15 protein-coding genes are annotated in these 19072 nt (G+C 73.8%); 8 read left to right on the top strand and 7 right to left on the bottom strand.

Annotated features, from left to right (window positions below):
* Nucleotides 1–37: 37 nt before the first annotated feature.
* On the bottom strand, nucleotides 38–1684 hold the full coding sequence (locus KPL60_RS26135; protein ID WP_226367500.1) for an NAD(P)/FAD-dependent oxidoreductase: 1647 nt from the start codon (nucleotides 1682–1684) through the stop codon (nucleotides 38–40).
* A 44-nt stretch (nucleotides 1685–1728) separates the two neighbouring features.
* Nucleotides 1729–2757, bottom strand: coding sequence for an LLM class F420-dependent oxidoreductase (locus tag KPL60_RS26130; protein WP_226367499.1), 1029 nt, complete (start codon nucleotides 2755–2757; stop codon nucleotides 1729–1731).
* A gap of 121 nt (nucleotides 2758–2878) precedes the next feature.
* Between KPL60_RS26130 and KPL60_RS26125 the strand changes: the two genes are divergently transcribed.
* Nucleotides 2879–3847: an acyl-CoA desaturase gene (locus tag KPL60_RS26125; RefSeq protein WP_226350023.1), complete on the top strand. Its 969-nt coding sequence runs from the start codon at nucleotides 2879–2881 to the stop codon at nucleotides 3845–3847.
* A 67-nt stretch (nucleotides 3848–3914) separates the two neighbouring features.
* On the opposite strand, the gene KPL60_RS26120 is transcribed toward KPL60_RS26125, so the two are convergent.
* Nucleotides 3915–4532: a LysR substrate-binding domain-containing protein gene (locus KPL60_RS26120; protein ID WP_226368240.1), complete on the bottom strand. Its 618-nt coding sequence runs from the start codon at nucleotides 4530–4532 to the stop codon at nucleotides 3915–3917.
* Between the two features lie 93 nt (nucleotides 4533–4625).
* On the opposite strand from KPL60_RS26120, the gene KPL60_RS26115 reads away from it, so the two are divergent.
* From KPL60_RS26115 to KPL60_RS26100, 4 genes are all read left to right on the top strand, one after another.
* Nucleotides 4626–5003 carry a DUF5997 family protein gene (locus KPL60_RS26115; protein WP_062397456.1) on the top strand — a complete coding sequence of 126 codons (378 nt, stop codon included), beginning with the start codon at nucleotides 4626–4628 and terminating at the stop codon, nucleotides 5001–5003.
* A 43-nt stretch (nucleotides 5004–5046) separates the two neighbouring features.
* Entirely contained in the window at nucleotides 5047–5754 is a 708-nt protein-coding gene (locus tag KPL60_RS26110; RefSeq protein ID WP_226367498.1) for an alpha/beta hydrolase, read from the top strand.
* A gap of 181 nt (nucleotides 5755–5935) precedes the next feature.
* A complete protein-coding gene (locus tag KPL60_RS26105) occupies nucleotides 5936–6547 on the top strand; it encodes a helix-turn-helix domain-containing protein (RefSeq protein ID WP_226350025.1) in 612 nt (203 codons plus the stop codon).
* Nucleotides 6544–6738 (top strand): hypothetical protein, encoded by a 195-nt coding sequence (locus KPL60_RS26100; RefSeq protein ID WP_062397453.1) that lies wholly within the window; start codon nucleotides 6544–6546, stop codon nucleotides 6736–6738. The genes KPL60_RS26105 and KPL60_RS26100 overlap by 4 nt, the downstream gene beginning before the upstream one ends.
* A 236-nt stretch (nucleotides 6739–6974) precedes the next feature.
* On the opposite strand, the gene katG is transcribed toward KPL60_RS26100, so the two are convergent.
* The 3 genes from katG to KPL60_RS26085 all read right to left on the bottom strand — a co-directional run bounded on the left by katG (nucleotide 6975) and on the right by KPL60_RS26085 (nucleotide 11291).
* Nucleotides 6975–9221 (bottom strand): catalase/peroxidase HPI, encoded by a 2247-nt coding sequence (gene katG / locus KPL60_RS26095; RefSeq protein WP_374228756.1) that lies wholly within the window; start codon nucleotides 9219–9221, stop codon nucleotides 6975–6977.
* The gene (locus tag KPL60_RS26090; RefSeq protein WP_073578604.1) at nucleotides 9214–9633 is read right to left on the bottom strand and encodes a Fur family transcriptional regulator; all 420 of its coding nucleotides are present in this window, start codon (nucleotides 9631–9633) and stop codon (nucleotides 9214–9216) included. Before KPL60_RS26090 ends, katG begins: the two co-directional genes overlap by 8 nt.
* A 98-nt stretch (nucleotides 9634–9731) precedes the next feature.
* A complete protein-coding gene (locus KPL60_RS26085; protein WP_226367497.1) occupies nucleotides 9732–11291 on the bottom strand; it encodes a long-chain-fatty-acid--CoA ligase in 1560 nt (519 codons plus the stop codon).
* Between the two features lie 195 nt (nucleotides 11292–11486).
* Between KPL60_RS26085 and KPL60_RS26080 the strand changes: the two genes are divergently transcribed.
* The 3 genes from KPL60_RS26080 (at nucleotide 11487) to KPL60_RS26070 (ending at nucleotide 17349) form a co-directional block, all read left to right on the top strand.
* Entirely contained in the window at nucleotides 11487–12428 is a 942-nt protein-coding gene (locus KPL60_RS26080; RefSeq protein ID WP_226367496.1) for an ATP-binding cassette domain-containing protein, read from the top strand.
* Nucleotides 12428–13288, top strand: a complete 861-nt coding sequence (locus KPL60_RS26075) for a hypothetical protein (RefSeq protein WP_226367495.1) — start codon at nucleotides 12428–12430, stop codon at nucleotides 13286–13288. The genes KPL60_RS26080 and KPL60_RS26075 overlap by 1 nt, the downstream gene beginning before the upstream one ends.
* Before the next feature lie 275 nt (nucleotides 13289–13563).
* The gene (locus KPL60_RS26070; protein WP_226368238.1) at nucleotides 13564–17349 is read left to right on the top strand and encodes an ABC transporter ATP-binding protein; all 3786 of its coding nucleotides are present in this window, start codon (nucleotides 13564–13566) and stop codon (nucleotides 17347–17349) included.
* Between the two features lie 10 nt (nucleotides 17350–17359).
* Here the strand turns inward: KPL60_RS26070 and KPL60_RS26065 are convergent, their stop codons facing one another.
* Complete coding sequence (locus tag KPL60_RS26065; protein ID WP_226350029.1) at nucleotides 17360–18865, bottom strand: GAF domain-containing protein; 1506 nt, start codon at nucleotides 18863–18865, stop codon at nucleotides 17360–17362.
* Nucleotides 18866–19072 lie beyond the last annotated feature (207 nt).

Genomic DNA, 19072 nt, shown 5'->3' with positions numbered 1-19072 from the left:
ATGCCGCAGGTTCCCTCGTCGGGGGGTGGCGTGGTGCTCACGCGGCCGCGCCGCGGCCGGACAGCCGGAACCCGCGGTAGCCGTCGGCGGCGACGTCGGCGCAGGTCGCGGCGTAGCGGGCGAACCCGCCGGCGTAGGGCATGAACACGCTCGGCTTGCCCGGCACGTTCGCGCCCAGGTACCAGGACGACGCGGCCCGCGGCAGCAGCGTCGCGTCGGCGGCGGCCCGGTTGTGCTCGCCCCAGTCGCGCTCGGCGACCGGGTCGGCCTCGATCCGGTCCCGGCCGGTCGCGCGCAGGTGCGCCAGGCAGCCGGCGATCCAGTCGACGTGCTGCTCGATCGAGGTCGGCATGTTCGTGAGCACCGACGGGCTGAACGGCCCGGTGACGGTGAACAGGTTCGGGAAGCCGGACACGGCCAGCCCCAGGTAGGTCCGGGGGCCCGCGCGCCAGGCGTCGCTCAGCGCCGTGCCGTCCGGGCCGACCGGGTCCAGCCGCAGCAGCGGGCCGGTCAGCGCGTCGAAGCCGGTGGCGAACACCAGGTCGTCCAGCTCGTGCAGCGCGCCCGAACGCAGCCGCAGACCACCCGGCTCGACGGCCTCGACCGGGTCGGCCCGGACGTCGACGAGCGTCACGTCGTCGCGGTTGTAGGTCTCGAAGTAGTGGGTGTCGATCGGCGGGCGCTTGGTCGCGAAGCCGTGGTCGTGCGGGAGCAGTGCCTCGGCGGTCGCCGGGTCCTCGACGACCTCCCGGATCCGGTCGCGGATGAACTCCGAGGCGGTGGCGTTGGCGGCCTCGTCGGCGAGCAGGTCCCGGTAGGCCGCGCGGAACCGCAGCCCGCCGCGCTCCCAGGCGGCCCGGTACCTGCGCTCGCGCTCGTCGTCGGGGTCGTCGAGGGCGGAGCGGTCGTCGATCGTGAACGGGTGCCCGTTGGTGGACCCGGCCTGGATCTCGCGGATGTGGTCGTAGTCGGCCTTGTAGGCGCGCGACTCGTCCTCGGTCAGCGGGCCGTTGCGGGCCGGGATCGAGTAGTTCGGGGTGCGCTGGAAGACGGTCAGGTGCGCGGCCTGCTCGGCCAGCACCGGGATCGCCTGGATCCCGGTCGAGCCGGTGCCGACGACGCCGACCCGCCGCCCGGCGACGTCGACGCCCCCGTGCGGCCAGCTGCCGGTGTGGAACCAGCGCCCGGCGAAGTCGTCCAGGCCCGGCAGGTCCGGCACGTTCGCCGCGGACAGGCAGCCGACCGCGGTGACCAGGAACCGGCAGCGCAGGTCGGGGCCGTCCTCGACCGACACGGTCCAGCCCCGCCCGTCGGCGTCGGCGCGGGCCCCGGTGACGGTGGTCGAGAGCCGGATGTCCCGGCGCAGGTCGAACCGGTCGGCGACGTGGTCGAGGTAGGCCCTGATCTCCGGCTGGCGCGGGTAGCGCTCGGTCCAGGTCCACTCCTGCTCCAGCGCGGAGTCGAAGGAGTAGCAGTAGTAGTAGCTCTCCGAGTCGCACCGCGCGCCCGGGTAGCGGTTCCAGTACCAGGTCCCGCCGACGCCGTCGGCGCGTTCCAGCACGACGGCGGACATCCCGAGCCCGCGCAGACGGTGCAGCATGTAGAGCCCGGCGAACCCGGCTCCGACCACGACCGCGTCGAACTCCTTGGGGGCGACGTCCTGACCAACAGCGCTGTCGACCATGTCACCCAGATGAGCACGCCCGCGCGGGCCCGGCAAGCCCGGACCTAGGACATCCAGGTCTTGAGCTTCTCGAACGTGCGGTTCACGTCGTTGGTCATCGGGTTCACGTGCAGGTGGGTGATCCCGTTCTCCTGCAGCGCCGCGATCCGCTCGCGGACGTGGCCCTCGGAGCCGATCAGGGTGACCTTGTCGATGAAGTCGGCGGGGAGGGCGGCCATGGCCTCCTCCTTCTTCCCGTCCAGGTAGAGGTCCTGCACGGTCTTCGCCGCGTCGGCGTAGCCCTGCTTGGCGAAGACGGTGTTGTAGAAGTTCTTGCCGCGCGCGCCCATGCCGCCGATGTAGAGCGCGTAGAGGCCGCGGGCGGCCTGGCGGGCCGGCTCGAAGAACTCCTCCTCCAGCGCGACGATCCCGCCGCCGGTGATCTGCAGCGGGCCCAGCTCGGGGGCGCGCTTGGCGTAGCCGGCCTCCAGGGCGGGCCCGAAGACCTCCTGGATCTTCTCCGGCAGCACGACGTGCGGCAGCCAGCCGTTCGCGAGCTCGGCGGTCATCTGCAGGTTCTTCTCGCCCAGCGCGGCCACCCAGATCGGGATGTCGGCGCGCTTCGGGTGGTTGATGATCTTCAGCGGCTTGCCGAGGCCGGTGCCGCCGGGCAGCGGGATCGGGTAGAGCCCGTCGTGGGTGAGCTTCTCCTCCCGCTTCCAGACCTTGCGGCAGATCTCGATGATCTCCCGGGTGCGCCCGATCGGCTTGTCGTAGGCGACGCCGTGGAAGCCCTCGATGACCTGCGGGCCGGACGCGCCGAGGCCGAGGCTGAACCGGCCGTCGGACAGGGCGTCGAGGCCGGCCGCGGTCATCGCGGTCAGGGTCGGGGTGCGCGAGTAGATCGGCAGGATCGCCGAGCCGATCTCGAGCCGCTCGGTGCGCGCGGCGAGGTAGCCGAGCAGGGAGACGGCGTCGAAGGAGTAGGCCTCGGCGGCCCAGACGACGTCGAGGCCGGCGCGTTCCATGTCGGTGACGGCGTCCGCGTTGCGGATCGGGTCGTCGCCGTAGGGGAGGACGGTGGAGAGCTTCACTCCCCGTTCAGTACTCACAAGTTACTCGTCGGTCAAGTCCGGACCGGGGAGCGCAACCCGAATCGCAACAGGGGGGTTAGCCGCACTGCCCGTTGGGTAGCGCCGCCGGGACAGTGGAGCCATGACGCTCGAGGCCGCACCACCCCGCAGCACGCCCGCGAAGCGGACGCCCGCGCCGATCGTCGACGGGCAGCGCCCGCCCGGCGCGATGTTCCTGGTCGGACTGTTCGTCGTCCTCCCGACGCTCGCGCTGTTCGCCGCCGTCCCGCTCGCGTGGGGCTGGGGCCTCGGGTGGGTCGACGTCGCGCTGTTCGTCGTGTTCTACCTGGTCAGCGGCCTGGGTGTGACGGTCGGTTTCCACCGCTACTTCACCCACGGCTCGTTCAAGGCGAACCGGGCGCTGCGGATCGCGCTGGCGGTCGCCGGCAGCATCTCGCTGCAGGGCAGCGTGCTCGACTGGGTCGGCGACCACCGCCGGCACCACGCGTTCTCCGACAAGGAGGGCGACCCGCACTCGCCGTGGCTCTACGGCACCGGTGCGAAGGCGCTGGTCAAGGGCTTCTGGCACTCGCACATGGGCTGGATCTTCAACCGCGACCTCACGAACATGAAGCGGTTCGCGCCGGACCTGCTCGAGGACCGCGACATGATGCGCGTGGAGAAGGCGTTCCCGCTGATCGTCGTGTTCAGCCTGGCGGGCCCGGCGCTCGTCGGCGGCCTGGTCACCATGTCCTGGTGGGGCGCGTTCACCGCGTTCTTCTGGGCCGGCCTGGTCCGCGTCGCGGTGCTGCACCACGTCACCTGGTCGATCAACTCGATCTGCCACATCTGGGGCGAGCGCCCCTTCGCCTCCCGTGACAAGTCCGCCAACGTCTGGTGGCTGGCGGTCCTGTCCTTCGGCGAGTCCTGGCACAACCTGCACCACGCCGACCCGACCTGCGCCCGGCACGGTGTGAAGAAGGGCCAGATCGACATCTCGGCCGTCGTCATCCGGGGCTTCGAGAAGCTCGGCTGGGCGACCGCGGTCCGCTGGCCCACCACGCGCCGCCTCGAGAAGCTCTCGAAGAAGCCGGCCGCCGCCGCGGCCTGACCCTCCGCGTCATACGTCCGACGCCCCCGGTGCCCCGTGCACCGGGGGCGTCGTCGTGTCCGGCGGCCTAGCGGCGACGCCGGGCCGGTCGCCGCTTCCCCGCCGTCGACGGGGGGCGCGGTGCCGGCGCCGCCGGGGGCTCGCTGCGACGGGTCCGGGTGCTGTGCGCCGAGCGGCCGCGCACGATCCCGATGAACTCCTCCATCAGGTCGCTGTTCTCCGCGTCCGGCCAGGTCAGCGCGACGCCGGAACCCGGGGCGTCGACCAGCGGCCGGTAGGTGAGGTCGCGGCGGTGGTGCAGCCGGGCCAGCGACTGCGGGACGACCAGCACCCCGACCCCCGCGGCGACGATCTCGACCGCCTCGGCCGTCGTCGGCGGGGCGTACTCCGCGGCCCGGCCGGGAGGCCCGTCGGGCCAGTCGAGCGTGTCGTCGCCGGTGCGCAGGACGATCTCGTCGGCCAGGTCGGCGACGGTCACCTCGTCGGCCGCGGTCACCACGTGGTCCTTCGGGACGACCACCACGGTGGTCTCGGTGTAGAGCGGGATCGCGTGCAGCCCGGTCCGGTCGATCGGCAGCCGGGCGACGGCGGCGTCCACCGTGCCCGCGCGGACCAGGTCCGCGGCCTCGGCGGCGGTCACCGTGTGCAGCTCCAGGGGGACCCCGGGACGGCGCTCGGCCCACATCCGGGTCCACTTGCCGGGGGTGACGCCCGGGACGTAGCCGAGGTGGAAGGACGTGGCGGTCACCGGTCGAGGCTAGCCGCATAGCCTGGTGACATGACGCGCCAGAGGTCCGCACAGACGATGAAGCCCGCGACCGCGGCGAAGAAGCTCGGCGTGCTCCTCGACGCCACCCCGGCCGACTTCCGCGAGGGGGTCGTCTCGCGCGACGAGCTCGACGCCCTGCAGGCCGACCCGCCGGAGTGGCTGCGCGAGCTGCGCACCACCGGGCCGCACCCGCGCCCGGTCGTCGCGGACCGGCTCGGGGTGTCGATCTCGGGACTGGCCCGCGCCGGGATCACCGAGCCGCTGACCACCGAGCAGATCGCCGCGATCAAGTCCGAGGAGCCCGAGTGGCTCGCGCGCGAGCGCGCCACCCGCGCCGAGAGCCAGCGCGAGGCCGCGCGGTTGAAGGCGCAGCAGCAGAAGAAGTAGGACGAGGACCGGAACCGTCCTCGTCCGCCGCCAGGCTCGCGGCATGACGAGCTACCTCCTGGTCCCCGGTTTCTGGATCGACGCGACGGCATGGAGCGCGGTCGCGGACGACCTGCGCGCCCGCGGGCACGACGTGGCCGCGCTCGACCTCGGCCACGAGCCCGGTGCGACCGCGGAGACCCGTGTCGACGAGGTGCTCACCGCCCTCGGTGACGCGGGCGATCCGGTCGTCCTGGTCGCCCACAGCGGCGCGGGCCCCGTCTGCGCCGCGGTGGCCGAGCGCGCCCGGGGCCGGCTCGCGCGCCTCGTGTTCGTCGACACCGGCCCGCTGCCCGACCGCGTCGCGCAGATCGACTTCACCCCGCCCGACGCGCAGGCCGCGACCCGCGCGACCCTCGCCGAGCACGGCGCGCTGCCGATGCCGGCCCGTGCCGAGCTCGATGCCGCCGGCAGCAGCACCGCCGGCATCCCCGACGCGGTGTTCGACGACGTCCGTGCCCGCTCGGTGGCCGAGCCGCCCGGGGTGGTGCTCACCGGCGCGCGTCGCGGGACGCCCGACCCCTCGCTGCCCAAGACCGTCGTGGCCTGCAGCTTCGCGCCCGACGACGTCCGGGAGCTGATCGACGCGGGCGTACCCGGGTTCGCGGAGATGGGCGGTCCGGAGTGGACGCTCGTCGCGCTCCCGACGGGGCACTGGCCGATGCTGTCCGAGCCCTCGGGGCTCGCGGGGGTGCTCGACGGGCTGGGGTGACCCGCCGCCTCCGCGTGTGCCGCCGGCGCTTTGCCCGGGGGTGCCAGGCCGCGGGCCGATCGCCGAGATGCAGCTCAGCGGGATTTGTGGATCTTCCCGGCCCGCTGAGCTACATCTCGGCGTTCGAACTTGAGTCAAAGCCTCTTGCTCAAGATGTCTTGATAAAGATACCTTGACTCCCGTGCCGAAGGAGCCCTACACCCTCACCGACCCCGCGCGGCTGCGTGCGCTGTCCCATCCGCTGCGGGTGGAGCTGCTGGAGGTGATCGGGCTCGAACGGACCGCGACGGCCACCCGGTGCGCCGAGCTCACCGGCGAGAGCGTCGCCAGCTGCGCTTACCACCTGGGGATCCTCGCCAAGTACGGCTTCGTCGAGCCGGCCGAGGGCGGCCGCGGCCGGGAGAAGCCGTGGAAGCTCGTCCGCTACGGGCAGTCCTGGGGCGTCGAGGACGGCATGGAGCCCGAGACCGCGATGGCCGCCGAGACGCTGTCGGAGGTCTACGTCGACCGGGTCGCCGAGAAGATGAAGCGGTGGTTCCGGCGCGCCGGGGCCGAGGCGCCCGAGTGGCGCGAGGGCGCCGGGTTCTCGGCGGGCTCCACCTGGATGACCGCCGAGGAGCTCGGCGCGCTGCACGAGGAGCTGATCGCCGTCTCGCGGCGGTTCGAGCAGCGGCAGCACGACCCGTCCACCCGTCCGCCGGGGGCGCGTCCGGTCGAGTTCTTCTTCGGGACGTGGCTCCCGCGCCCGCCCGGCGAGATCACCCCGCCAGAGCCGCCGGGAGGTGGGTCGTGATCGAGGACCACGGGGCCCGTCTCGCGCGGGCGCGGATGGCGGACCTGCACCGCGAGGCCGAGGCGCACCGCCTCGCCCGGCGCTGCCCCCGTCCGCGGATGCGCGACGGCCTGCACGCCGCCTACGCCCGGCTGTGGTGGGCCGTCCGCCCGCGTGCCGGGACCTGGGCGCCACGGCTGCTGCACCACTGACGCCCCTCCACGGGTCGCCCGCTGGCCGGCACCGACCCGCCGAGATGCAGCTCAGCGGGAGTCGTGGATCTCCCCGGCCCGCTGAGCTGCATCTCGGCGTCCGGAATGCGTCGAGATGCGGCTCAGGGGCGTGCGGGGTGCGCGCATCTCGACGGAGGTGTGCGGCGAGGCCCGGACACGACGACGCCCGGGCCGGTGACCCGGCCCGGGCGTCGTGACGTGCTGCTACGCGACGATCAGACGTCGTAGCGGTCGGCCATCATGACCTTGTCCCACGCGGCGACGAAGTCGCGGACGAACTTCTCCTTGGCGTCGTCGGAGGCGTAGACCTCGGCGACGGCGCGCAGCTCGGAGTTCGACCCGAAGACCAGGTCGGCCCGGGTGCCGGTCCACTTCACGTTCCCGGAGGCGTCGACGGCCTCGAAGGAGTCGTCGTCACCGGCGACCGAACGCCACTGGACATCGGAGCCCAGCAGGTTGGTGAAGAAGTCGTTGGTCAGCGTGCCGACCTTGTCGGTGAACACGCCGGCCGTCGACCCGCCGGTGTTGGCGCCCAGCACACGCAGGCCGCCGACCAGCACGGTCATCTCCGGGGCGGAGACGCCGAGCAGGTTCGCGCGGTCCACGAGCAGGAACTCGCCGGGCAGGGTGTGGCCCTTGCCGCGGTAGTTGCGGAAGCCGTCGGCGGTGGGCTCCAGGTAGGAGAACGACTCGACGTCGGTCTTCTCCTGGGTGGCGTCGGTCCGGCCCGGGACGAACGGGACGGTGACGTCGTGCCCGGCGTCCTTGGCGGCCTTCTCCACCGCGGCGGCACCGGCCAGCACGACCAGGTCGGCGAAGGAGATCTTCCGGCCACCGGTGAGCGAGCCGTTGACGTCGGACTGGATCGACTCCAGCGTCGAGATCACGGTGCGCAGCGTGTCGGGGTCGTTGACCTCCCACTGCAGCTGCGGCTCGAGGCGGATGCGGCCGCCGTTGGCGCCACCGCGCTTGTCGGACTGGCGGAACGACGAGGCCGCGGCCCAGGCGGTCTTGACCAGGTCGCTGACCGACAGGCCGGACTCCAGCACCTTCGCCTTGATCGACGCGACGTCGTCGGCGGAGACGAGCTCGTGGTCCACGGCCGGGACCGGGTCCTGCCAGAGCAGCTCCTCGGTCGGCACCCAGGCGCCGATGTAGCGCTCCTTCGGGCCCATGTCGCGGTGGGTCAGCTTGTACCAGGCGCGACGGTAGGTGTCCTCGAACTCGGACGGGTTGTCCAGCCAGCGGCGGGTGATCTCGCCGTAGGACGGGTCGACGCGCATCGCGACGTCGGTGACCAGCATCGTCGGCTTGCGGTTCGGGTAGCCGGGCTCCGGGTCGGGGATGATCTCCGGGGCGTCCTTGGCGATGAACTGCTTGGCACCCGCCGGGGACTCGGTCAGCTCCCACTCGTAGGCGTAGAGGTGCTTGAGGTAGTCGTGGCTCCACCGGTTCGGGGTCCGGGTCCAGATGACCTCGAGCCCGGAGGTGATGGCGTCACGGCCCTTGCCGGACCGGAAGTTCTGCTTCCAGCCCAGGCCCTGCTCGGTGATGTCGGCGGCCTCCGGCTCGGGGCCGACGGTGCCGTTCTCGTCCGGGTTGGCGGCGCCGTGGGTCTTGCCGAGGGTGTGGCCGCCGACGATCAGCGCGGCGGTCTCCTCGTCGTTCATCGCCATCCGGCCGAAGGTCTCGCGGATGTCGCGGGCCGCGGCGATCGGGTCACCGCTGGCGTCGGGGCCCTCCGGGTTGACGTAGATCAGACCCATGTGCGACGCGCCGAGCGGCTTCTCCAGCTCGCGGTGGGCGAAGTCCTTGCTGCCGCCGTAGCGCGCCTCGTTGCCCAGCCAGACGTTCTCCGAGCCCCAGTAGACGTCCTCGTCGGGCTCCCACACGTCGGCGCGGCCGCCGGCGAAGCCGAACATCGGGAAGCCGGAGATCTCGTGGGCGCGGTTGCCCGCGAAGACCATCAGGTCGGCCCAGGAGACCTTGCGGCCCCACTTCTGCTTGACCGGCCACAGCAGCCGGCGGGCCTTGTCGAGGTTGCCGTTGTCGGGCCAGCTGTTCAGCGGGGCGAAGCGCTGCATCCCGGCGCCGGCGCCGCCGCGGCCGTCGTAGGTCCGGTAGGTGCCGGCCGAGTGCCAGGCCATCCGGATGAAGAACCCGGCGTAGCTGCCGTGGTCGGCGGGCCACCAGTCCTGCGAGGTGGTGATGACGGCGTCGACGTCGCGGGCGAGCTCGTCCAGGTCGACGGTCGCGAACTCCTTCGCGTAGTCGAAGCCCTCGTCCATCGGGTCCGCGGCGGGAGCGTGCTTGCGGAGGATCTTCAGGTTGAGCTGGTTCGGCCACCAGCTCTGGTTGCCGCCACCCTCGGTGGGGTGCGCGATGCGGCCGGCGGCGACGGGGCAACCGCCGTCCTGCTCGCGGTTCATCTCGCTCTCGACGGTGGGGTGCTCGTCAGACACGGGACATCCTCTCGGGATCAGTGGATGAGCAGTCGGGGCACCGGCCCCAGTAGACGACCTCGGCCTCGTCGATCACGAAGCCGTTGTCGTCGGAGGCGGTGAGACAGGGTGCGGAGCCGACGGCGCAGTCGACGTCGGCGATGGCGCCACAGGACCGGCACACCACGTGGTGGTGGTTGTCGCCGACCCGCGCCTCGTACCGCGCGACGGAACCGGTGGGCTGGATCCTGCGGACCAGCCCGGAGGAGTGCAGCGCACGCAGGACGTCGTAGACGGCCTGGTGCGACACCTCCCCGAGGTCCTCCCGCACGACACGGATGATCGACTCCGTGTCCGCGTGCTGGTGGGAGTGCACCGCCTGCAGCACGGCCAGGCGAGGACGCGTCACGCGCAGCGACGCCGCGCGCAGCATGCCCTCGTAGTCCGATGCGTTCGACACGGCGGCGAGACTGCCCGCTTTTCTTGAGTCGGTCAAGTTTCGGCGTGTCTCAGTATGAGACCGGCGCCACGTCAGACGGTGCTGCGCTCCCGGCCCGCCCAGAACGGTGCCCGGAGATCCTTCTTGAGGATCTTGCCGGTCGGGTTGCGGGGGAGCTCCGGCAGGACGTCGACGGTCTTCGGACACTTGAACGACGCCAGGTGGGCGCGCGCGTGAACGAGCAGCTCCTCGGGGTCGACGGTCGCCCCCGGCGCGGCCACCACGCAGGCCTTCGGGACCTCGCCCCACCGGTCGTCGGGCACTCCGATGACGGCGACGTCGCCGACGGTCGGGTGCTCGGCGAGCACCCGCTCGATCTCGGCCGGGTACACGTTCTCGCCGCCCGAGACGATCATGTCCTTGATCCGGTCGGTGACGTAGACGTAGCCGTCGGCGTCGATGTGGCCGCCGTCGCCGGACCGCAGCCATCCGTCCGGGGTGATCGCCGCCGCCGTCGCCTCCGGCTTGTCCCAGTAGCCGCTCATCAGCTGGTCGGTCCGCACCCAGATCTCCCCGGGCTCGTCCGTGCCGAGCCGCTCGCCCGTCGCCGGGTCGCGCACCTCGATCGTGCAGCCGGTGATCGGCCTGCCCGCCGACACCAGCCGGTGCTCGACGGCCGGGTCCCCGTGGTCCTCCGGGCCCAGCGAGCTGACCACGCCGCAGGCCTCGGTCATCCCGTAGGCCTGGTGCAGCTTCGGGCCGAACAGCGCCAGCGACGCCCGCATCACCGGCAGCGGCATCGGCGAGGCGCCGTAGGAGATGGCCCGCAGTGACGTGTAGTCGCGGTCGGCCGCGCCCGGCACCTGGGTCATCGCGCCCATCAGCGCGGGCACCCAGAACGTGTGCGTGATGCCCTCCGCAGCGACCATGTCCAGCAGCGCCGCCGGGTCGGGCATCCGGGCCATCACGATCCGCGCGCCCTGGGCGAGCGCGAGGAAGGCGTAGCTGGTCCCGCCGACGTGGAACAGCGGCATCGCGACCTGCACGACGTCGGTCGGGGTCAGCTCGAAGTCCGCGGCGACGTGCGCGGCGTGCGCCAGCATCGCGCCGTGGGTGAGCATCGCGCCCTTCGGGAACCCGGTGGTGCCCGAGGTGTAGAGCTGTACGAAGCAGTCGCCGGGGCCGGCGTCGTAGGGGTCGGTGTCCGGCTCGTGCGCGGCGAGGAACGCCTCGTACTCGTCGGCGTCCCCGCCCACGTGGAGCACCCGCTCCACCGCGGTGAGCTCCTCCCGCAGCTGCCCGACCGCCCCGGCGAACTCCGGGCCGACCAGCAGCAGTCGCGCCCGGGCGTCGCCGATCACGTAGACGATCTCCGGCGGGGCGAGCCGGAAGTTCACGACCGCGTTCGCCGCCCCGATCCACGCGCACGCCAGCGACAGCTCCAGGCACGACGGGTGGTTGAGGTCCAGCACCGCGACCCGGTCGCCCGGGCCGATGCCCTCCGCGCGCAGGGCCGCCGCGAGCCTGCGCACCCGGACGTCGAGCTCGGACCAGGTGCGGCGGACGTCGCCGAAGCGCAGGGCCTCGTCGTCCGGGCGCCCGGTGGCGTGGGTGCGCAGCAGGGAGGACACGGTGCTGGTCGGGTCGATCACGGGGTGGCTCCTCGGGGCTCGTCGCTGAGCGTGTGACGCACGCCATTCAAGTCCGTTTCGTCGGTCTCGCGCCAGTGCCGACCGGATCGGTGCGGGGCCCGCCTCCGGTCGTGTCCCCGCGCTGGGCGAGGATTGGCGGGCAGGCGATGCCCCGGCGCGAACCCGGGGTGCGACGCGAGACGGACGGAGGCCGGAGTGCAGGAGACCGCGTCCACGGACCCGGCGACGGCGGCCGGGAGCGGGCGGATCGTCGTCGAGGGGCTCGGCAAGAGGTTCGGCCCGGTCGAGGCCGTGCACGACCTGTCGTTCACCGTCGAGCCCGGCTCGGTGACGGGGTTCCTCGGACCCAACGGCTCGGGCAAGACGACGACGCTGCGGATGATCCTCGGGCTGGTCGTGCCCAGTACCGGGCGCGCGCTCGTCGACGGGGTCCCGTTCTCCGCGCTGGCCTCGCCCGGCCGCGTCGTCGGCGCGGTGCTGGAGGTGCAGGGCGTGCACCCGCGGCGCACCGCCCGCGCGCACCTGCGCGCCGCGGCCGCCGCGATCGGCGTCCCCGACTCCCGGGTCGACGAGGTGCTCACCCTGGTGGGCCTGGCCGCCGCCGCGGACCGCTCGGCGGGCGGGTTCTCGCTCGGCATGAACCAGCGCCTGGCGCTGGCCGTGGCGCTGCTCGGCGACCCGCGCATCCTCGTGCTCGACGAGCCGGGCAACGGCCTGGACCCCGACGGCATCGCCTGGCTGCGCTCGTTCCTGCAGGCCTTCGCCGCGTCCGGGCGCAGCGTGCTCGTCTCCTCCCACCAGCTGGCCGAGATGGAGCTGACCGCCCAGCGGCTGGTCGTCATCGACCGCGGTGCCTGCCGCTTCGACGGCACCGTCGCCGAGCTGCGCGCCGGCCACGGCTCGCGGGTGCTCGTGCGCGCCGCGGACCCGGCCCGGCTGGCCGAGGCGCTCGCCACGGACGGGATCACCGAGATCGACCGCGTCGACGACGGCGTACTGGCCGTCGGCGGGGCCGACGCGGTCCGCGTCGGGGACCTGGCGCTCGCCGCGGGCGTCGCGGTGTACGGGATGAGCGAGGAGCGGGCCGGGCTGGAACAGATGTTCCTGCGCCTGCTCGCCGGGGAGGAGCAGCGCTGATGGCGACCGTGAGCCTCGACCGCTTCCGCGCGGTCCTGACCGCCGAGGTCCGCAAGACCCTGTCCACCCGGGTGTGGTGGCTGCTGTTCCTGCCGGTGCTGCTGCTCGCGCTGGCCCAGAGCCTGCTCGGCAGCATCCTGCAGCTGCTCGTGCCGCAGGCCACCGACACCTCGTCGATCCTGATGCTCGCCGGGCTGGCGTCGGCGCTGACCATGACCGCGATCGTCGGCGCCGCCTTCGGGACGCTGCTGGGCACCGGCGACTTCCGGCACCGCACGGTCACGCTGGCCTATCTGACCGGGTCCCGTGGCCAGGTGCTCGCGGCCAAGGCGCTGATCGCCGCCGTCGTCGCCGGGCTGTACGCGCTGTTCCTCGTCGTGGTCGGTCCGCTGCTCGGCGGTGCGGCGCTCGGCGGCCAGCAGCTGCCCGACCTCGGGCAGCTCGCCGGGCTGGGCGCGATCGGCATCCTGGTGTGCGCGCTGTGGGGGGTGCTCGGCGTCGCCGTCGGGACCCTGGTGACCAACCAGGCCGGGGCGATCGCGCTCACCGTCGGCTACCTGCTGATCGGGGAGAACCTGATCGCCGGGGCGCTGCGCGCGGGCGACGGGTCCTCGCTCGGCGACCCGTCGGTGTTCGCCCGGCTGACCCCGTTCCTGCCCGGCAACGCCGGTGACCTCGCGATCTGGGGGCCGGTCGTGAGCTCGGCCGGGCTGGGGGCGCAGTCGCAGTTCGTCCTGGAGTTCCTGGCCGGGGTCAGCGCCCCGCCGCCCGGCTGGGTCGGGCTGCTGGTCCTGGCGGTCTGGACGGCCTCGGGGATCGCACTGGCCGCCGTCGTCGGGGCGCGGCGGGACATCACCTGAGGCGAGCCGGCGGGTCCGGGGCGGCGGCCGGCAGCCCGGCCCACCTCGCACGGGTTCGCTCCACCTCGCAGCCTCTGCACGGTCTGCGACGTCGCCGGAACCCGTGCGAGGTGGGCGGTGCGGGGGAGCGGCCGTCGTCGACGGCGGGTGCCCGGCGGCCCGCGCCGGGCGGCGTCGCCGGGCCGGTTGTCGGGGGGCGGGCATAGCCTGGCGACGTGCCCTCTCCCCACCCCTCCGCACGCCCCGGCTGGATCCGCAGACTGGCCACGGCCTGCATGCGGCACCGCCGCGTCACGGTCGGTGCGCTCGTCGCGTCGATGCTCGGCGTCGGGCTGGAGGCGATCGGTCCGCTGCTGATCCGCGAGGGCGTGAACGGCGCGATCGGCGGGGACACCGGCGTGCTCGCGCCGGTCGTCGGCGGGCTCCTGGTGCTGGGCGTGCTGAAGTTCGTCGGCGCGTTCGTGCGCCGCTACCTCGGCGGCAAGATGGCGCTGAACGTGCAGCACGACCTGCGGCGCGCGGTGTTCGGCGCGGTGCAGCGCATGGACGGCGTCCGCCAGGACCGGCTGCGCACCGGCCAGGTCGCCTCGCGGGCCATCTCCGACCTGCAGCTGGTGCAGGGCTTCCTGTCGATGGTGCCGCTGTCGGCGGGCACCGTCGTGCTGGTGGTCGTCGCGATCGTCGCGATGCTGTACCTGTCGCCGCTGCTCACCGTGGTCGCGCTGGTCATGCTGCCGCTGGCGTTCCTGGCCACCAACAGCATCCGGCGCAGGCTGTTCCCGGCCACCTGGTCCGCGCAGCAGCGGGCCGCGGAGATCGCGCAGCAGGTCGAGGAGACCGTCACCGGCGTGCGCGTGGTCAAGGGCTTCGGGCAGGAGGCCCGCGAGACCGCCACGCTGGAGGGACGGGCCCGCCGCCTCTACGGCGAGCGGCTGCGGGCCGCCGGGCTGACCGCGCGGCTCAACCCGATGCTGCTGGCGCTGCCCGGGCTGGGACAGGTCGCGGTGATCGGCGTCGGCGGCTGGATGGCCGCCCGCGGCACCATCGACCTCGGCACGTTCCTGGCGTTCACCACCTACGTCGGGATGCTCGTCGGGCCCGCCCGGCTGATCGGCGCGCTCGTGGTCACCGCGCAGCTGACCCGGGCCGGGGCGGAGCGCGTCTTCGAGATCGTCGACGCCGCACCGGGGATCGTCGACCCGGAGCGTCCGGCCGCGCTGCCCGAGGGCCCGCTGACCGTCGAGCTGGACGACGTCCGGTTCGGCTACGAGCCCGCGGGCTCCGGCCCGGACGGCGACGCCGCCCCCGACCCGGTCCTGGACGGGCTCTCCCTGCGCGTCGAACCCGGCGAGACCCTCGCCCTGGTCGGCCCGCCCGGCTCGGGGAAGTCGACGGTGGCGCTGCTGCTGCCCCGTTTCTACGACCCGCAGGCCGGGCGTCTCGCGATCGGCGGGGTGGACCTGCGCGACCTGCGGCTGCACGACCTGCGCGCCGAGCTGGGGGTGGTGTTCGAGGAGGCGTTCCTGTTCTCCGACAGCATCCGCAACAACATCGCCTACGGCCGGCCCGACGCCGGTGAGGACGAGATCCGCGCCGCCGCCGAGGCCGCGCAGGTGGCGTCGTTCGTCGAGGACCTGCCCGACGGCTACGACACCGAGGTCGGCGAGCGCGGCCTGACCCTGTCCGGTGGCCAGCGGCAGCGGATCGCGCTGGCCCGGGCGATGCTGACCCGGCCGCGGGTGCTGGTGCTCGACGACGCGACCTCCGCGGTCGACACCGCCACCGAGGCCGCGATCCACGAGACCCTGCACGAGCTGACCGCCGAGCGGACCACGCTGCTGGTCGCGCACCGGCGTTCCACCCTGGCGCTGGCCGACCGGATCGCGGTGCTGGACAAGGGCCGGGTCGTCGACACCGGCACCGAGGACGAGCTGCGCGGCCGGTGCGCGCTGTTCCGGGAGCTGCTCGCCACCGGCCCCGCCGACGAGCTCGGCGGCGGTACCCGCGGGCCCGCCGCCCACGAGGCGGCACCCGCTAACGGCACCGGCACCGGCACCGGCACCGGCGACGGTGTCCTCGCCGATGCACCGGCGGGCCCGGCCGTCACCCCGGAGCTGTGGCCGCGGGTCAGCATCGAGGAGGACCCGGACCGGGCCCTGACCCGCGACGGCGGAGGCGGCGCGGCCGGCTGGGCGGGTGGGATCAGCGCGACCCCCGAGCTGCTCGAGTCCGTCGCGAAGCTGCCCCCGGCGGACGAGACCCCCCGGCTGCGCGGCGACGACGACCCGACCGCCCCCGATCCCGCGTTCCGGCTGTCCTCGCTGCTGCGCCCCGTGCGCCGGCTGCTGGTGCTCGGCGTCGCGCTGATGACCGCGGACGCGCTGGCGACCCTGGCCCTGCCCAGCATCGCCCGGATCGCCGTCGACGACGGCATCACCGACGGCGCCACCCGGGTCCTGCTGCTGGCGGCGCTGGCCGGGCTGCTGATCGTCGTGCTGGACGCGGTGGTCGTCGGGTTCCAGACGCTGGTCACCGCCCGGGCCGGGGAGAGCCTGCTCTACCTGCTGCGGCTGCGCAGCTACGCGCACCTGCAGCGGCTCGGCCTCGACTTCTACGAGCGCGAGCTGTCCGGCCGGATCATGACCCGGATGACGACCGACGTGGACGCGCTGTCCACGTTCCTGCAGACCGGGCTGGCGCAGGCCGTCGTCAGCCTCCTGACGATCGGCGGGGTCGCGACCGCGCTGGTGCTCACCGACCCGCACCTCGCGCTGTACGCGCTGGGCTGGCTGCTGCCGCTGCTCGCGGTCGGCACCGTGGTGTTCCGCCGGTTCTCCTCCCGCGCCTACGCCGAGGCCCGCGAGCGGGTCAGCGTGGTCAACGCCGACCTGCAGGAGAACGTGTCCGGGGTGCGCATCGCGCAGGCCTACGTCCGCGAGGAGCTGAGCTACGACCGCTTCGGCGAGCGCTCCGACGCCTACCGCCGGTCGCGGCTGCGCGCGCAGCGCTACATCGCCACCTACTTCCCGTTCGTGGCGTTCCTGTCCGACATCGCCACGGCGGTCGTGCTGTTCGTCGGCGGGACCCGCATCGTCGGCGGGGACATCACCCCGGGCGTGCTCACCGCGTTCCTGCTGTACCTGACCCTGTTCTTCGGCCCGGTGCAGCAGCTGTCGCAGGTGTTCGACGGCTACCAGCAGGCCCGGGTCGGCCTGAACCGGATCTCGGAGCTGCTGCGCACGCGCACCTCGGTCCCGGACGAGCCCGAGCGCCCGGCGCCCGTGCCGTCGCGGCTGCGCGGCGAGGTCGAGCTGGACCACGTGACGTTCCGCTACCCGGGGGTGGACGCCCCCGCCCTCGACGACGTGTCGCTGCGCGTCGGGGCGGGCGAGACCGTCGCGCTCGTGGGCGCGACCGGTGCCGGCAAGTCGACGCTGATCAAGCTGATCGCCCGGTTCTACGACACCGGCGACGGCCAGGTCCGCGTGGACGGCGTCGACGTGCGCCGCTTCCCGCTGGCCGGGTACCGCTCGCGGCTCGGGGTGGTCCCGCAGGAGGCGCACCTGTTCACCGGCGACGTCGCCTCCAACATCGCCTACGGCCGCCCGGACGCCCCGCCGGAGCGGATCGAGGCCGCGGCCCGCGCGGTCGGGGCGCTGGGTCTGGTGCGGTCGCTGCCGCAGGGGTTCCGCACCCCGGTGGGCGAGCGGGGGCAGGGCCTGTCTGCGGGGCAGCGGCAGCTCGTCGCGCTGGCGCGGGCCGAGCTGGTCGACCCGGACGTGCTGATCTTCGACGAGGCGACCGCGGCGCTGGACCCGGCCACCGAGGCCACCGTGCTGGCGGCGGGGGAGCGGGTGGCGTCGCGGCGGACCGCGTTCGTCGTCGCCCACCGGCTGCAGACCGCGCGGCGGGCGGACCGGATCGTGGTGCTGTCCGGCGGCCGGATCGCCGAGGAGGGCACGCACGACGAGCTGGTCCGTGCGGGCGGTCGCTACGCGGCCCTGTGGCGCGCGGGGGAGCTGGAGCCCGAGCCGGACAGCCCGCTGGCCGCACAGACCTGAGCCCGGCGGGTCAGTCCCGCAGGTGCTCGGCCCGCGCGGCGACGGCGGCCCGGCGCGGGTCGTCCCGGTCGAGCAGGTCCAGCAGCAGCTCGTGCGCCTCCAGGTCGTCGGTCCCCAGCGGGTGCACGACGAAGCGGTGCAGGAGCGCGACGTCGTCCGAGGCGAGCACGGCGTGCCGCAGCCCGACCACGAGCTCGTCGCGCAGCTCGCGCACGGCAGGCGCGTCGGAGCGGGGCAGCAGCTCGCCGTGGCAGGAGTCGAGCGCGTCGGACACCCGGCCGTCGCGCAACGCGGCGCGGACCCGCAGGAAGTCGGCCTGCGGCCCGGCCGCCAGCCGGTAGGGGCGGGTGAGCAGCAGCTCCGCGCCCAGCGACGACCGCAGCCGGTGGATCTCGCCGCGGACGGTGGTCGGGTTGCCGTCCTCGCCGTAGAGCATCAGGGTCAGCTGCTCGCCGGAGAGCCCGTCGGGGTGCAGCGCCAGCGCGGTGAGGATCTCCGCCGGGCGCAGGGTGGCGGCGAACTCCTCGCCGTCGAGGGTGACGCGCGGACCGCCCCCGCCGGTGAAGCGCAGCTCCAGCGGGCGGGGCGCACCGGTCGGCGCCGTCGGGACGACGCGCCCGCGCCGCCGCGACGGCGGCACCAGCAGGTAGCCCTCGGCCAGCCTCTCGACGGCCATCTCCCGGCCGTCGCCGAGCTGCACCCGGTCGACGCCGTCGTCGAGCCGGATCCGCTCGGGGAACAGGCCGTAGGGCTCGCTGGCGATGACCCGGCCGCTCGCGGACAGCAGGGCGCCCTCGGAGCCGCGCAGCGCCGCGAGGTGCGGCATGTTCTTGACCCGCAGCCGCTCGTCGGCGATCGCCAGCCGCACCCGCAGCTGGTTCTCCGCGAGGTGCGCGGTCGCCGTCACCAGCTGCACCAGCGCGGGGTGCACGGTGTGCAGCGGCCCGGAGATGTCGATCGCGCCGATGGTGTCGCCGGTGTCGGGGTCGTGCACGGGTGCCGCGACGCAGGTCCAGTCGTGGTAGGCCCGGACGAGGTGCTCGGCGGAGTGGATCCGGACCGGCTCGTCGACGGCCAGCGCCGTCCCCATCGCGTTGGTGCCGATCGTCTCCTCGGCCCATCGGGTGCCCTCGACGAGCCCGACGTCGTCGGCGGAGTGCAGCAGGCCGTGTGCGCCGTCGCGCCACAGGACGGTGCCGTCGGCGTCGGTCACGAGCATCACGTGCATCGCCTCGTCGGCGATGCTCACGAGGGTGGAACGGAGCAGCGGCATCACCGCGTGCAGCGGGTGGCCGGTCCGGACCTCCTTCAGCTCGTCGGCGAGGTAGATGAGCGGGGGGAGCCTGCCCTCCGGGTCGACGTGCGCGGCCAGGCTGCGCTGCCACGAGTCCGAGACGACCGGGCGGGGGGTACCCGCCGAACCGCCGGCGCCGAGCCCGTCGTCGTAGATGCGCCGCAGGCGATGTGCGTCGGCGACCATCTCCTCGGGGGACGTCCCGCCCTCGGCTCCGCTCACGTCGCCTCCCGTCACGGCTGGGGGCACGTCGTGCCCTGCTCCCACGTGATGTCCCGCGCCGGCGCGGGACCGTCCCGGAATCGGTGGTCCGTCCCGGGGTCGCGAGCATACCCGCTGCTCGGGGGGCTCGACCCCCTCGCGACCGGGCCGGGATGCGACGTCGCTCGATCGCGCGCAACGTGGGGGCAACGTGGCGCTCCTTACGGT

The organism is Pseudonocardia sp. ICBG162 (assembly GCF_020496225.1).
In the GTDB taxonomy this organism is placed as follows: domain Bacteria; phylum Actinomycetota; class Actinomycetes; order Mycobacteriales; family Pseudonocardiaceae; genus Pseudonocardia; species Pseudonocardia alni.
This window is presented reverse-complemented; position numbering and strand designations above follow the sequence as displayed.

Coding starts and splice junctions, on each gene's coding strand:
- KPL60_RS26135 (WP_226367500.1), bottom strand. CDS start 1,684: ATGGTCGACAGCGCTGTTGGTCAGGACGTCGCCCCCAAGGAGTTCGAC.
- KPL60_RS26125 (WP_226350023.1), top strand. CDS start 2,879: ATGACGCTCGAGGCCGCACCACCCCGCAGCACGCCCGCGAAGCGGACG.
- KPL60_RS26120 (WP_226368240.1), bottom strand. CDS start 4,532: ATGTGGGCCGAGCGCCGTCCCGGGGTCCCCCTGGAGCTGCACACGGTG.
- KPL60_RS26115 (WP_062397456.1), top strand. CDS start 4,626: ATGACGCGCCAGAGGTCCGCACAGACGATGAAGCCCGCGACCGCGGCG.
- KPL60_RS26110 (WP_226367498.1), top strand. CDS start 5,047: ATGACGAGCTACCTCCTGGTCCCCGGTTTCTGGATCGACGCGACGGCA.
- KPL60_RS26090 (WP_073578604.1), bottom strand. CDS start 9,633: ATGCTGCGCGCGGCGTCGCTGCGCGTGACGCGTCCTCGCCTGGCCGTG.
- KPL60_RS26075 (WP_226367495.1), top strand. CDS start 12,428: ATGGCGACCGTGAGCCTCGACCGCTTCCGCGCGGTCCTGACCGCCGAG.
- KPL60_RS26070 (WP_226368238.1), top strand. CDS start 13,564: ATGCGGCACCGCCGCGTCACGGTCGGTGCGCTCGTCGCGTCGATGCTC.